Here is a 14,621-nt window from a genome sequence, read left to right as displayed (position 1 = left end):
GTACAATGCGGCCACAAAGGAGGCCTCATGACCCTGATTTCATTCAATATCAACGGAATTCGCGCACGTCTGCACCAGCTGCAGGCCGTGATCGACAAGTATCAGCCGGCCTTGATCGGCCTGCAGGAAACCAAGGTCCACGACCCGGAGTTCCCGGAGCAGGCCGTTCGCGATATGGGCTACCACCCTTACTATCATGGTCAGAAAGGCCACTATGGCGTAGCGCTGATCACTCGCGAGCCCCTCGAAGACGTGCAATACGGTTTCCCCAATGATGGCGAAGAAGCCCAGCGGCGGATGATTATCGGCACCCTGCGCAACAAGGACGGCTCCACCACCACTGTTCTCAACGGCTACTTTCCCCAGGGGGAAAACCGCGAGCACCCCACCAAGTTCCCGGCCAAGAAGAAGTTCTACGAAGATCTGCAGGATTATCTCGAGCAATCCCAGCAGGCGGACCAGCAGGTAGTTGTGATGGGGGACTTCAATATTTCCTCCACCGATCTTGATATCGGCATTGGCGAAGCCAACCGCAAGCGTTGGCTGCGCGAAGGCAAGACCAGCTTCCTGCCGGAAGAACGTGAATGGTGGGAGCGGCTGCTGGGCTGGGGGCTGACCGACACCTTCCGTCATCAGAACCCGGAAACCGATGATGTATTTTCCTGGTTTGACTATCGCTCCAAGGGCTTCGAACGGGAACCCCGTCGCGGGCTGCGCATCGATACCCTGCTGGCCACCGCGCCGTTGATGGAAAAGCTGGACCAGACCGGCGTGGACTATGAACTGCGCGGTATGGAAAAGCCTTCCGATCACTGCCCGGTATGGGCAAGATTCAAGGTATGAAAATCAAGCTGCACCCGGAAAAGCTGAAGGCCAACCTGGATACCCTCGGGTTCCTGATCGACCTGCTGATGATCACCCTGGTCATCGCCAACCTGACGCTGATCCTGTTCGACTGGTTTTTCCAGGTGTCGGCTTTCCAGCAACTGCTGGCCCATTATTTACCCGCGTTTCATGGTTTCTATCGCGATACCATCCACGACGACTTCCTGTTTTACGACCTGTGCTTTGTGGCGGTTTATCTTACGGAGTTCAGCGTTCGCTGGGTTGTCGCCATCGCCCGGGGCACCTACCACCGCTGGTTCTTCTACCCGTTCGCCCACTGGTACGATCTGCTTGGTTGTATCCCGGTGGGCAGCTTCCGCTGGCTGCGGATATTGCGGGTAGTCAACCTGCTGTTCAGGTTGCAGCGGATGGGCATCGTCGATTTGTCGCAAACCTGGCTCGGCCAGACCCTGCTCAAGTACTACAACATTGTTGTCGAAGAGGTCTCCGACCGGGTTGTCATGCAGGTACTGAGCGGAGCCCAGCGTGAGGTTGGCGGGGGCAGCCCATTACTGCACCGTATCGAGCGCGAAGTACTGGCCCCCCGTCAGGAAAAGCTGGTGGGCTTTGTTGCCGAGCGGATCGCGGTGGCGACACGCAAGACACACAGTGAGTACCGCGACGAATTGGCCGGCTACTTCGCCCATCTCACCGACGAGGCGATCACTCGGACCCAGGCGGGACGCCGGCTGGCGGCCATTCCGGTGGCCGGGCCCCGGGCGATTGCCCTGCTCGGCGAGGCGGTGCGGGAAACCGGCAGTGCCTTCGTGGACCAGCTGGTTGACGATTTGTCCTCCGAGGCGCACCGGGAGTCACTTGAGCAGTTGCTGCACGACGTAGTTGATGCCGCCCGCGGTGACGGAGAGAAACTGGATGACCTGCTGCGCGACACCCTTCTTGATATTCTTGAACAAATCAAGCGACAGGTTGCCGTTCAGCAGTGGAAGCTGGAAGAACAGGTCCAAGACCTTCAGAATAAAGGCTGATATTATCGGTATTCATGGTCAGGCTTGCCCCGGCCCTGAAACCAACAGAAAACCCAAGATCACCGGATTAACATCATGTCGCCCAGCGAACATCTTGAAAACGAGCCATCCATCCCCCCGTCCCGGGTCCTGATGGTGGACGACACTCCCCAAAACCTGGTGGCACTGGAAGTGGTACTGGAAGACCTGGATTGCGAACTGGAAAGCGTTTCCAGTGGCCAGGCGGCGCTGGGCAAACTGCTCAAGCATGACTATGCCCTGGTGCTGCTGGATGTGCAGATGCCGGAGATGGACGGCTTTGAAGTGGCCAAGCTGATGCGCTCCAACAAGCGCACCGAGAATGTACCCATTATCTTTGTTACCGCCATCTCAAAGGAAACCCGTTTTGTCCAGGAAGGCTATCGCACCGGTGCGGTGGATTACCTGTTCAAACCCATTGACCCCATGCTGCTACAGAGCAAGGTGAACTTCTTCCTCGGCCTTGATCAACAGAAGAAGCGCTTGGAAGCCAAGCTGGCCCAGGCCAGACAATCAGAAGCCGAGATGAAAGCGCTGTACGGGAAAGAGTGAACCCTGTAAAACTGCGTTGATAGTCAGCACAACGCATACCAACAAAATGGCACTTAGACTTCCTGGTTACCGCATTACAGAACGCCTTGGCAAAGGCGGCATGGCACACGTCTTTCTGGCCACACAGAACTCCTTCGAGCGCCTGGTCGCCATCAAGATCCTCAGCCCGGCCCTCTCCATGGAGCCCCGCTTCGCAGAGCAGTTCATGCGAGAGGCCCGCACCGTGGCCAGCCTCAATCACCCACATATCGTGCCGGTGTACGATGTGGGTGAATATGAGGGCTATCACTACCTGAGCATGGAATACGTGACCGGGGGCAGCCTCAAGAGCCGAATCCAGAACGGCATGAGTGATGCCGAAGCGGAAACGGTGTTACGCCAGCTGGCCAGTGCCCTGCACTATGCCGGCGAGCATCATTTCATCCATCGCGATGTGAAACCGGACAATATCCTGTTCCGTGCCGATGGCTCCGCCCTGTTGATGGACTTCGGCATTGCCTCCAGCATGCTCACCGACAGCACTCTTGGCAAAGGCAAGGCCATGGGCACTCCCAAGTACATGAGCCCGGAGCAACATCGCAACCAGCCGCTCACGCCGCAATCTGATCTCTACTCGCTGGGTTGTGTCTTCTACGAGATGCTCACCGGGCAGGCGCCGTTTCAGGGCGACGACCCTGGCAGCATGGCCCTGGCGCATTTGCGCGAACCGATCCCCCTGTTACCGGTACGCCAGCGCCATTATCAGCCACTACTGCGTGCCCTGCTGGCCAAGGACCCGGCCGATCGTCCCGAAGACGGTAATGCCGTGATCGCCATGCTCGATTCGCTGCAATCCCCTGAGCACTACCAGAAGGAGCGTTCCAGCTACCGCCCACAGCAACAGGGCAACAGCGCGCCTCTGGCGCCTCGCCTGCGGCTCAAGGAAAGCCCTCTGGGAATGAGCTGGCGCGGCAAGTTATACCAGTATGACGTGTATCTGGTCGCCGATGACTTCGAGCAGTTTCAGGGGCATTTACCAGTGCTCCGCTCTGCCCTGCTGGACTGGCAGGCTCAACGGGGCAAACGATGCAAGGCAGTCACCATCAAGGCGACCCTGCACCCCTGGATAGCAGGTCGCGTTAAAGAGTCTCTGCGTGACTTGAAACGTACTGACGGCCTGGAGTTTCTGGCCCGTATTCCCATCTCCGTGAACCTGGTCGCTGCCGACGGCGAACCCATCGAGCAATTGGTGATGGAACCGGAAAAGCAGACCAAGGCAGAAACGCCAGACGACTAGGTTTTTTCGCGTGTTGCGTGAAGCGTGAAGCGTGTTGCAGCCGCAGAGCGGCCAAAAAAAAAGCACCAACCGGGATTGGTGCTTTCAATCTGCCTGAATCACGATGCAAGGAGTCATCGTATCCCCCCTCAGGGAGCTTGTTGACGCTGTCAGGAGTCTGCCATGCGTTCAAGCGCCAACAAGGTCAAGATACGACGGCCGCGAGCCGCTGCCCAGCGGCAATCGGCAAACGGTATGGTTATGATTCCAGGGGGTAGATTTTAACCGATTAGCGGCCTGCGACACTCTCACCCGGGCTACACATCCACAGCAGTCTGGCCCCAGCAGCGGCCGCCACATCAACATCAAGACACGCCACCGTGCCCACCGTGTAGCCGATGCGATCCGTCGATCCCGTCCAGACCCCGGTAAGCTGCGCCACCAGCGGCATATGGCTGACCAGCACCGTATTGTCCTGGACCGGATTGGCCAGCAACCAGTTCAGCAGCAACAGCGGCGACGCCTCCGGGATCAGTTCATCACAATCCTGGCGCTTGAGGCCGCCGTACACCTGGGCAATACAGTCCGCCGTCTGCTGGGCTCGCAGATAAGGGCTGACCACCAGGTTGGAAATGCTGACCCCACTGTCCTTGAGCTGCTGCCAGTGCGCCAGTAACGCTTCACGCCCCCGCTCGGTGAGCGGCCGGAGTGCATCAGTGGCGGCTGTACCGACCGCCTCTCCGTGGCGACTGATGAACAGCTTCATCCAGTGACTCCCAGCTGGAATTCCACATCATGCTTGTACTCGCCACTCATCAGCTGCTGAATCACGATTTGCAACGGCTGCTGGTGATAAACCACCTGGTAAAGCGCGGTTGCCAGGGGCATGTAGACATCCAGTTCTGCGGCCTTGTCAGCCACCAGTTTGATGGTGTTGATCCCCTCGGCAGTCTGGCCCAGGGTTTCCACCGCCTCCTCCAGGGATTTGCCCTGCCCCAGCTGGAAACCCACCTGGTAGTTGCGGGACAGACTGGAAGTACAGGTGGCGATCAGATCCCCCACCCCAGACAAGCCAAGGAATGTCATCGGGTTGGCGCCCAGCTCCACCGCAAAGCGGCTCATTTCGGCCAGCGCCCGGGTAATCAGAAAACTGCGGCTGTTCTCACCCACACCAATGGCCGCGGCCATGCCGGAAGCCACCGCATAGATATTCTTCAGAGCACCGCCCAATTCCACGCCGTAAATATCCGGGTTGTCATAAACCCGGAAATATTCACAACTAAGCGCAGTCTGTACCGTCTGGCACAGCTCATCATCGGCGCTGGCAATGACGGTGCCGGTAAACTTCTGCTCAACAATTTCCTTGGCCAGATTGGGCCCGCTGAGAACACCGATACGGGTGTGCGGCCAGTACTGATGCAACAACTCACTCATCAGCAGGAAGCCATCGGAATAGATCCCCTTGGTACAGCTGATTACCAGCGTACCCTCTGGCACCCACTGGCGCGCCTGTTCCAGCACTTCGGCAAACGCCTTGCTGGGAATAGCCACAAACACCATGGAGGCATCGGCAAGGGCTTCTTCCAGACTGTCGGTGGCATTCACCCCTTCCGGCAATTCCTTGCCCGGCAGGTAGCGGCTGTTTTCCCGATCCAGATTGATCGCCGCGGCGGTCTCAGGATCCCGCACCCACAGATTCACCCCGTGCCCATTAGCCGCCAGAATACTGGCCATGGCCGTTCCGAAACTACCGCCACCCAGAATCGCGGCATTATATTTCTGCTGCGTCATAAGAACGCCTTTTTTACTGCTTTTGGGCATCATAAAGCAGTTAACAGTGAATAGTGAACAGTTAACTGGTTCCTGTATTTTTTCCTTTCGAATAACGAATGAGGCCGCACCCAAGCCCGGGCGCGGCCTCAAATCGCGACTCAGATACAAGTCTGATTCGCGCAGCTATTAACTATTAACTGTTAATTATTCACTGCATTTACAAGCATCTGATGCATACGCCGAGCCGTTGCAGCAGGATCTTTCGGTAGCTGCCCTTCGGCCAGCATGGCCTGATCCAGTAACAGCGCGGCCAGATCATTGAACTTGTCTCCCTCTTCCACGCTATCCAGCGCACGGAGCAGATCATGCTCCAGGTTCACTTCCAGCACGGGTTTGTTTTCAGGTACCGGCTGGCCGGCGGCTTCCAGCATACGACGCATCTGCGGGCCAAGCTGGTCCTCGGCCAGCACCAGACAACTGGGAGAGTCCACCAGGCGCCCAGTGGCACGAACTGTCTCCACCTCTTCTGCCAGGCTGGCCTTCAGCCGTGCCACCAGGGGGTTGTCCTGGTCGGCCTCATTCTGTTCATCCAGATCCAGCTCGCCACGCGCCGCATTGACAAGCTTCACATCCTTGTAGGTGTCCAGGTAACTGATCATCCACTCATCCACCGGGTCACTGAGCAGCAGGACTTCGATCCCCTTCTTGCGAAAGACTTCCAGATGCGGGCTCTGGCGAGCGGCTGAAGCCGTGTCTGCCAGAAGGTAGTAAATCTTGTCCTGTTCGGCGGGTTTGCGTTCCAGATAGGCATCCAGACTGGTCAGGCCCTGATCCTGGCTGCTACTGGCAAATCGCAGCAGAGCGGCAATGGCTTCGCGGTTGTCTGGGTCTTCGCCAATCCCTTCCTTCAGCACCTGGCCAAATTGCGCCCAGAATGCAGCATATTGCTCCTCATCGTTGCCGAGTTTCTTCAACATCTGCAGCACACGCTTGCTCAGGGCAGCGCGGATTTTTTTCACCGGACCGTAGTCCTGCAGGAGTTCACGACTCACGTTGAGAGGCAGGTTAGGCGCATCCACCACACCCTTGATGAAACGCAGGTACTGAGGCAAGAACTGTTCTGCATCATCCATGATGAAGACGCGCTGCACATACAATTTGAGACCACGGTTGGCGTCGCGATGATAAAGATCAAAGGGCGCATGAGCAGGAATATAAAGCAGGCTGGTGTACTCCAGCGTGCCTTCAACCTTGTTGTGGCTCCAGCTCATCGCATCCTGAAAATCATGACTGATGTGCTTGTAGAAACTCTGATATTCCTCGTCGGAAATCTCGCCTTTGGAACGCTGCCACAGTGCAGTCGCAGAATTAAGGGTTTCTTCGCTGGCTTCCTCATCACCTTCAGCCGGTGTCAGCAGGCGAATGGGAAACGCCACATGATCCGAGTATTGATTAACCACCTGACGCAGCTTGAAAGGATCAATAAATTCCTGCGCATCATCACGCAAATGCAGAATCACCGAGGTCCCCGGCTGTTCCCGCTCCATGGATTCAACGGTAAATTCGCCCTGCCCGTCACTTTCCCAGCGCACACCGGAAATCGTGTCGCTGCCCGCCTTGCGGCTTTCTACCGTTACCCTGTCAGCAACGATAAAGGCAGAGTAGAAACCCACACCAAACTGGCCGATCAGCTGGGAATCCTTCTTTTGATCGCCACTCAGGGAGGCGAGAAATTTTTCTGTACCAGAGCGGGCAATGGTACCCAGGTTCTCGATCACCTCGGCTTCATCCATGCCAATGCCGTTATCACTGACCGTCAGGGTTCCCGCTTCCTTGTCCAGCGTCAGGGTAATAGCCGGCTCACCCGCTTCCTGTGTCAATGCATCATTATCCAGCGCCTTGAAGCGCAACTTGTCACAGGCATCCGAGGCGTTGGAAATCAGCTCACGGAGGAAAATTTCCCGGTTGCTGTAGAGGGAGTGAATCATCAGGTTGAGCAGACGGGACACTTCCGCCTGGAACCCATGGGTTTGTTTTTCGGTAGACACAACACGCTCCTGCTTCAGTCATTGCTGCATCTTAAGTAGGGATGATTGGAAGCTTTTCAAGGCACCGGGCACAGCCAAAAAATGGATCAGCAGTGCCCGGTTCAGGTCAGGCTGAGAGATGCGCCAGAGCAGTCTGTAAATCCGGATAGCGGAACACGAAACCCTGCTGCTCGAGACGACGGGGAAAGACCCGCTGCCCGCCAAGCAAAATCCCGGACATTTCTCCCAATCCGGCTTTAAGGGCAAGCGCTGGTACCTTCAGGAAGGCAGGACGTCGCAGTTGACGAGCCAGGCTATGATGGAACTCCCGTTGGGTTACCGGTGCCGGTGCCGTTGCGTTGAACACCCCCTCGATCCCGGGAGTTTCCAACCCTCGCACCAGAATAGCGACCATGTCGTCGATATGGATCCAGCTGAGCCACTGATTACCATCACCCACCATGGCACCGAGCCCGGCACGGTAGAGCGGCCACAGCCGGGACAACATGCCGCCATCTCGGCCCAGCACAATGCCGGTGCGGATCAGACACAGACGAACCCCTTGCCGGGAAACCGGCCGAGCGGCCTGTTCCCAGGCCTCGCAGAGCAGGTATCCGAAATCCCGCTTTCGAGCAGGACTCTCTTCGGTCAGTTCTGCATTGCCTGCATCACCATAGAAACCCACCGCCGATCCGGAAACCAGCACCGCGGGCTTGCGGTCAAGCCGGGCAATCAGCCCTACAAGCGCCTGAGTCACACCAATACGGGAATCGAACAGCACCTTCTTGCGCTTGTCAGTCCAGCGACCGGCGAACAGGCTCTCACCTGCCAGGTTGATAACCCCGTCAATCTGCTCGTCATCCGCAATCGCATCAAGCGAATCAATAATGCGGGTATCTTCCGGCAACAGTTTTGCCACCTTTTTCGGGCGACGGCTGAGTACAGTCAGACTGTGACCATGAGCCGCCAGGCGCCGGCAAAGATGCTGACCGATAAATCCTGTACCACCAGTAACAAGAACCTTCAACGTGATGCCTCAATGCTGCGGATACTGTTCAGATCGTAGAAATATTCCATATTGCCCGCCCCCATGGGAACACTCAGCGTGATGTGATCCGATTCCACACTCTGCAACAAGCCACTGCGGGCAGGACCTTCATCCGCGGTCACGGTGACCGGCTGGCCCACCAGTTTGCGAAACTCTTCCACTCTGGGATCCGTGCTGCCGGCATATCCTGCCGAGCTTCCTGTGGCAGGCGCAGTCTGCTCTTCGCCCTGCAATGCAGGCTGGATGGTAACGGATTCAGTACTACTTTCAGCACTCTTTTCAGCACTCTGCACTATCACCTTCTGACCACTGGACAGAGTCAGAGACTGCAGTTCGTTTTCCGGGAAGCTGCGCTCCACCACGCCGCTGCCCACATTGATCTCAAGCCACAAACGGTTTACCGAAACTTTGCGCAAGATACCGTCAATTTTGCGACCACTGGTCATTTCCAGCACCACAGAACGATCCACATAAGCTACCAGTTCCGGGAAGGTGGTGCTGATCGGCTGCAGATCTCTGGCCTCTTCCACCGCTTGCGATTGCCCGGGGTTGATCAGGGTCATGCTGCCCTCGACGGGTTCCTTGATCACCCGCGTTGCCATGGAACCCGGCTCCACTGACCAGCCCACATCACTCTTTTCAAGGCGCACAGAACGCTCTTCCTCAGCCCCATTGGTCAACAGCACCTGTGCCGAGACCTGACCGCTGGATTCCGCCCGGCGCATGACCACCTGACGGGGGGTAACGGATTTGAGCGCGCCCTCCGGGAACTGCGTAACCAAATACTGTCGGGCCACATAAGCCAGGGTGTCTTCATGATCAAAATGCAGATCCACATCGCCGCCACGGTAACGCAGATGATTGGTGTAGGCGGTGAAGTCACCGGTGAGATAACTCTTGAAGCTGTCCGGTACGACCAGCACCAGCGAGCCGGAAAGCGAACCGGCATCCAGTGGCGCCAGTGCCAGCTCCATCCGGTAGCCGCCCTTGAAAATGCGGGTTTCCGGGTAGTCCTTTCCCTCCGGCTTCCAGGAAACATGCACCACCGGCGGGTTGGCATCAGAGGGGGTCACGTGCAGGTTGGTACGCTCAACAATATCTTGCGGTTTCCAGCCGATCAGGACGCGGACCTCCAGATCGGGCAAGAAACCTTCACCCTGGCTGGCAGTCAGTACGCCATCAATCAGTGCGACCCGGTCATAGTGAAACTCACGACCATGAATCCGGCCTGACAGGGGCTGCCCCTGCCCTTTCACCACCGCCAGGGCAGCCTCCTCAGAGGTCACGAAAGTGGTCGTGGTCGCCATGTTATCGCCACGCTGCACCTGGCCACTCTGGCCAGACAGCGCTGCTGAAGATGACGAGCCAGCACCATGCGCCATGACAAACAGGGCTACGCCCACTGCTCCGCTTAGAACGCCGGCCACCCGTGCCAGAGCCCACCAGCGGTAATGCTCCCAGCCCTCTTGAACCTGCCCGAGGCTGGCCAGGGGAATCATGAAAAACAGTGCACTGTGGCCGCGATGGCCGGCCTCGTTCATGAGCCCCAGCGTTGTCACGATAATGGTGCTTATCCCGATAATGATCAGCAGTTCAGCCATCTTTTTATTCTCTCCGCGTGCCAGCGGTTATCCCCTGGGAAGCCCCTGGCCGTGATTCGTGGCCCATCTCGACAGGCCTAACCCTACCGGCTCACTTTACAAAGCCAGCGTCAGGCATTCCAGCACTTAAGTGACTGATTTTTCTCATTCAGCGGTCATCATGACCTGCTTCACAGAATCGTCACTGAATTGCGTTGCGCAGACGCGCCAAACCACACCGAATCAGGCCGCTTTTCCCGACCACGACACCGCCCGTCCATGGTCATCAAAAAAAAACTTGTACGAACGAAAATCAGGCGATATATAGGCGTAGTGATCTGTTGTCACTCCCATGGCGCCGATCCGATGACGAGTTTAACCCCTGTTTTATGGCCGGGATTTTGCAGACTGACTGTCGACACCATGGGAGTGGCAACAAATCCAACTGGCGTGCCGCGCCCGCAAGGCTCCGGCAACCGAACACAGGTTGTTTGAGGAGGTCAACACAGGAGGCCACCATGAGTAACCGTCGTAATGAGCAAGACCTTGATTCGGAAGATCTGCTGATGAACGAAGATTTCGATATCCTGGATGACGACATGGATGAAGATGAGCAGCAATCGGGCAATTCCCGTAGCCGTTCATTCAACATGGACATGCGCCATCGCATCGAAGATCGTCTGGAGGAACGCCGCCTGCGCAAGGAACTCAATGAATACGAGTTCTTTGAACTGGACGACGATACCCTTCATTGAGGCTTGTGACTGACGATAGGGACACGCACGCATCCAGCCGCTGACAGGGCTCCCTTGTCATCGGTACGGCCCGTACCGTTACCCTGTTCGTCATCATCCGCCCATAAAAAAGGCCGGCATATTGCCGGCCTTTTTTATGCTCACCACACTGTTACCAGCCGGTGAGTTCCTTCAGCGCCTGGCCGATGCCGGCCGGGTTACGGGTCGTCTTCACGCCCGCCGCTTCCAGGGCTGCAAATTTCTCATCTGCAGTACCCTTACCGCCGGCAATGATGGCGCCAGCATGGCCCATACGCTTGCCTGGAGGCGCAGTAACACCAGCAATGTAGCTGACTACCGGCTTGGTCACGTTTGCCTTGATGTAGGCAGCAGCCTCATCTTCCGCAGTACCGCCGATCTCACCCACCATGATGATGGCTTCGGTCTGCGGATCATTCTGGAACAGTTCCAGCGCGTCGATGAAGGTCATGCCCGGAATCGGGTCACCACCGATACCGATACAGGTAGACTGACCAAAGCCCAGCTTGGTGGTCTGGTTTACCGCTTCATAGGTCAGGGTACCGGAGCGGGACACGATGCCCACCTTGCCTGGCTGGTGAATGTGACCCGGCATGATGCCGATCTTGCACTGGCCAGGAGTGATCACACCCGGGCAGTTCGGACCGATCAGGCGCACACCGCCCTTGCGGGTGATGTATTCCTTCACGTACAGCATATCCAGAGCAGGAATGCCTTCAGTGATACATACGATCAGCTCGATGCCTGCATCGGCAGCTTCCAGAATGGAATCCTTGCAGAATGCGGCCGGCACATAGATCACGCTGGCAGTCGCACCGGTTTCGGCAACGGCTTCGGCTACGGTGTTGAATACCGGCAGGCCCAGGTGAGTCTGGCCACCCTTGCCCGGAGTCACACCACCTACCATCTGCGTGCCATACTCGATGGCCTGTTCGGAGTGGAAGGTGCCCTGGCTACCAGTGAAACCCTGGCAGATAACCTTGGTGTTCTTGTCGATCAGTACGCTCATGCGGCACCTCCAACAGCTTTCACTACCTGCTCGGCAGCGTCTTCAAAACTTTGTGCAGCGATGATGTTCATGCCGCTCTCGGCCAGCTTCTGAGCGCCCAGCTCGGCGTTGTTACCTTCCAGTCGAACTACAACCGGTACAGTCACACCCACTTCCTGAACGGCACCGATAATACCGTCAGCAATCAGGTCACAGCGCACGATACCGCCGAAGATGTTGACCAGAACACCTTTTACCTTGTCGTCGGACAGGATGATCTTGAAGGCTTCAGTCACACGCTCTTTGGTGGCGCCGCCGCCCACGTCCAGGAAGTTGGCCGGAGAGCCGCCCTTCAGCTGGACCAGATCCATGGTGCCCATGGCCAGACCGGCACCGTTCACCATGCAACCGATGTTGCCGTCCAGCGCCACGTAGTTCAGTTCCCACTCGGCCGCACGACGCTCACGGGCGTCTTCCTGGGTCGGATCTTCCAGAGCCTTGATGTCAGGGTGGCGATACAGGGCGGAGCCATCCACGTTGATCTTGGCATCCAGGCAGTGCAGGTCGCCCGCTTCGGTGATCACCAGCGGGTTCACTTCGATCAGGGCCAGGTCCTTGTCGATGAACAGCTGAGCCAGACCGACAAAAATCTTCGCGAACTGGTTTACCTGCTTGCCTTCCAGGCCCAGCTTGAATGCGATCTCGCGAGCCTGGTAAGGCTGCGCACCCACCAGCGGATCGATCTCGGCACGGAGAATTTTTTCCGGGGTTTCTTCAGCCACGGTCTCAATGTCCATACCACCTTCGGTGGAGGCCATGAAAACGACACGACGGCTGGCACGGTCCAGTACCGCACTCAGGTACAGTTCCTTGGCGATATCGGTGCAGGTTTCTACCAGAATCTTGGTAACCGGCTGACCTTTCTCATCGGTCTGGAAAGTCACCAGGTTCTTGCCCAGCCACTGCTCGGCAAAGGCGGCGGCTTCTTCAGCGCTGTCCACCAGCTTCACACCACCCGCCTTACCACGGCCGCCAGCGTGTACCTGGGCTTTTACCACCCACTTGTCACCACCGATCTCTTTGGTTTTGGCTGCGACCTCTTCTGGAGTGTCGCAAGCGAAACCTGTTGAGACTGGCAGACCATAGTCAGCAAAAAGCTGCTTTGACTGATACTCATGGAGATTCATGCCAATACTTCCATCTGTTGAATGATTTGGCGCCTTGTGAGCGCCCTTCTTCGTTTCCGTTCTGCGCCGTTACTTTTTGCGACGACGCTGGGCCACATGGATAGCTTTGTAATCCACAGCCAATGCAGCTTCATGAACGGTTTCTGACAGGCTCGGGTGACCGAACACCATCAACTGCAGGTCTTCGGCGGTCGCGCCGAATTCCATGGCAATAGCACCCTGCTGGATCAGCTCGGAAGCCTGCGGGCCAACGATGTGCATGCCGAGGATACGATCCGTTTTTTCGTCAGCGACGAACTTGACCATACCGCCGGTCTCGCCGGCCGCCATAGCCCGGCCATTGGCAGCAAACGGCACCACCCCGGTCTTGTAGGCTTCGCCGGATTCCTTGACCTCTTCTTCGCTCTTGCCGACCCACGCCACTTCCGGATGGGTGTAGATCACGCCCGGAATCACGTCGTAGTTCACCTGGGTGGCTTCTTCCATGATGACTTCCGCCACCATGACACCTTCCTCGATGGCCTTGTGCGCCAGCGCCGGGCCACGCACCAGATCACCAATGGCATAAACGCCCGGGACGTCAGTGCGGCACTGGCTGTCCACATAGATGAAGTTGCGCTCATCCAGACTCACACCGGCGTCAGCGCTGAGCAGGCCTTCGGTGTAGGGACGACGGCCCACGGCCACGATCAGCTTGTCAAAGCTCTCGGTGTGCTCACCTTCGCCATCGCTGTAGGTCACCTTGACCTTGGTCTTGGTGGTTTCAGAACCGGTAACACGAGCGCCCAGACGGATATCCAGACCCTGCTTCTGCATCTGCTTCTGGGTTTCCTTGGCGATCTGCTTGTCGAGCATGGGCAGGAAGGTATCCACTGCTTCCAGCACCACCACTTCACTGCCCAGACGGTTCCAGACACTGCCCAGTTCCAGGCCGATCACGCCGGCGCCGATAACACCAAGACGCTTGGGCACCTTGGGGAATTCCAGTGCACCGGTGGAGTCCACAATCAGGTTCTGGTCAACCGGGGCCACCGGGATATCCACCGGCACGGAACCGGCAGCCAGGATCACGCTTTCCGCTTGCAAGGTCTGTGCGTCACCGCCGTCCAGCGGCTGGAATTCCACCTGCTTGCCGGCTTTCAGCTGGCCGCTACCCTGCAGCCAGGTCACCTTGTTGGCCTTGAACAGCTGGGCGATGCCGCCAGTCAGGTTCTTGACGATGGTGTCCTTGCGTTGAAGCATGGTGTCCAGATCCAGGTCTGCACCCTTGATCTTCACACCGTGTTCGGCCAGAGCGGATTCGGTCTCGTGATACTTCCAGGAAGAATCTAGCAGCGCCTTGGACGGGATACAGCCCACATTCAGGCAGGTACCACCCAGGGCAGGCTCATCCTGCTTGTTGATACGCTTTTCGATACAGGCCGTGTTCAGGCCAAGCTGCGCGCAGCGAATCGCGGCCACATAGCCGCCGGGTCCACCACCGATGACGATAACGTCGAATTTATCAGACATGTTCTTTCCTCTCGGGAGCGCCCCACACTGCCCGTGC

The 14,621-nt window shown here is 57.5% G+C and carries 13 protein-coding genes; 5 read left to right on the top strand and 8 right to left on the bottom strand.

What is annotated here, in order from left to right; all coding sequences use genetic code 11:
* Positions 1-27: 27 nt before the first annotated feature.
* The 4 genes from xthA to MWU49_RS01070 all read left to right on the top strand — a co-directional run bounded on the left by xthA (position 28) and on the right by MWU49_RS01070 (position 3,717).
* On the top strand, positions 28-843 hold the full coding sequence (xthA, locus tag MWU49_RS01085) for an exodeoxyribonuclease III (protein WP_246967041.1): 816 nt from the start codon (positions 28-30) through the stop codon (positions 841-843).
* The gene (locus tag MWU49_RS01080; protein WP_246967039.1) at positions 840-1,871 is read left to right on the top strand and encodes an ion transporter; all 1,032 of its coding nucleotides are present in this window, start codon (positions 840-842) and stop codon (positions 1,869-1,871) included. The genes xthA and MWU49_RS01080 overlap by 4 nt, the downstream gene beginning before the upstream one ends.
* 75 nt (positions 1,872-1,946) lie before the next feature.
* Entirely contained in the window at positions 1,947-2,441 is a 495-nt protein-coding gene (locus MWU49_RS01075; RefSeq protein WP_246967038.1) for a response regulator, read from the top strand.
* Positions 2,442-2,487: 46 nt separating this feature from the next.
* Positions 2,488-3,717, top strand: a complete 1,230-nt coding sequence (locus MWU49_RS01070; protein ID WP_281501986.1) for a serine/threonine-protein kinase — start codon at positions 2,488-2,490, stop codon at positions 3,715-3,717.
* 268 nt (positions 3,718-3,985) lie between these two features.
* On the opposite strand, the gene sixA is transcribed toward MWU49_RS01070, so the two are convergent.
* From sixA to MWU49_RS01045, 5 genes are all read right to left on the bottom strand, one after another.
* The gene (sixA, locus tag MWU49_RS01065) at positions 3,986-4,462 is read right to left on the bottom strand and encodes a phosphohistidine phosphatase SixA (protein WP_246967036.1); all 477 of its coding nucleotides are present in this window, start codon (positions 4,460-4,462) and stop codon (positions 3,986-3,988) included.
* Positions 4,459-5,487 (bottom strand): NAD(P)H-dependent glycerol-3-phosphate dehydrogenase, encoded by a 1,029-nt coding sequence (locus tag MWU49_RS01060; protein ID WP_246967035.1) that lies wholly within the window; start codon positions 5,485-5,487, stop codon positions 4,459-4,461. Before MWU49_RS01060 ends, sixA begins: the two co-directional genes overlap by 4 nt.
* A gap of 182 nt (positions 5,488-5,669) precedes the next feature.
* Positions 5,670-7,517: a molecular chaperone HtpG gene (htpG, locus tag MWU49_RS01055; protein WP_246967034.1), complete on the bottom strand. Its 1,848-nt coding sequence runs from the start codon at positions 7,515-7,517 to the stop codon at positions 5,670-5,672.
* A 106-nt stretch (positions 7,518-7,623) separates the two neighbouring features.
* Positions 7,624-8,523: a TIGR01777 family oxidoreductase gene (locus MWU49_RS01050; protein WP_246967033.1), complete on the bottom strand. Its 900-nt coding sequence runs from the start codon at positions 8,521-8,523 to the stop codon at positions 7,624-7,626.
* Positions 8,520-10,145 carry a hypothetical protein gene (locus MWU49_RS01045; protein ID WP_246967031.1) on the bottom strand — a complete coding sequence of 542 codons (1,626 nt, stop codon included), beginning with the start codon at positions 10,143-10,145 and terminating at the stop codon, positions 8,520-8,522. The genes MWU49_RS01050 and MWU49_RS01045 overlap by 4 nt, the downstream gene beginning before the upstream one ends.
* 497 nt (positions 10,146-10,642) lie before the next feature.
* On the opposite strand from MWU49_RS01045, the gene MWU49_RS01040 reads away from it, so the two are divergent.
* Positions 10,643-10,879, top strand: a complete 237-nt coding sequence (locus MWU49_RS01040) for a hypothetical protein (RefSeq protein ID WP_246967029.1) — start codon at positions 10,643-10,645, stop codon at positions 10,877-10,879.
* Positions 10,880-11,030: 151 nt separating this feature from the next.
* Here the strand turns inward: MWU49_RS01040 and sucD are convergent, their stop codons facing one another.
* From sucD to lpdA, 3 genes are all read right to left on the bottom strand, one after another.
* Positions 11,031-11,906 carry a succinate--CoA ligase subunit alpha gene (gene sucD, locus MWU49_RS01035; protein ID WP_035229130.1) on the bottom strand — a complete coding sequence of 292 codons (876 nt, stop codon included), beginning with the start codon at positions 11,904-11,906 and terminating at the stop codon, positions 11,031-11,033.
* Positions 11,903-13,072 carry an ADP-forming succinate--CoA ligase subunit beta gene (gene sucC, locus MWU49_RS01030; RefSeq protein WP_246967027.1) on the bottom strand — a complete coding sequence of 390 codons (1,170 nt, stop codon included), beginning with the start codon at positions 13,070-13,072 and terminating at the stop codon, positions 11,903-11,905. Before sucC ends, sucD begins: the two co-directional genes overlap by 4 nt.
* 69 nt (positions 13,073-13,141) lie before the next feature.
* On the bottom strand, positions 13,142-14,584 hold the full coding sequence (lpdA, locus tag MWU49_RS01025; RefSeq protein WP_246967025.1) for a dihydrolipoyl dehydrogenase: 1,443 nt from the start codon (positions 14,582-14,584) through the stop codon (positions 13,142-13,144).
* Between the last annotated feature and the right edge of the window lie 37 nt (positions 14,585-14,621).

The sequence above is a fragment of the Alcanivorax sp. S6407 genome (genome assembly GCF_023016115.1).
Lineage (GTDB): Bacteria > Pseudomonadota > Gammaproteobacteria > Pseudomonadales > Alcanivoracaceae > Alcanivorax.
The sequence above is the reverse complement of the archived record's forward strand: the minus strand, read 5'-3'. Positions and strand labels throughout refer to the sequence as shown.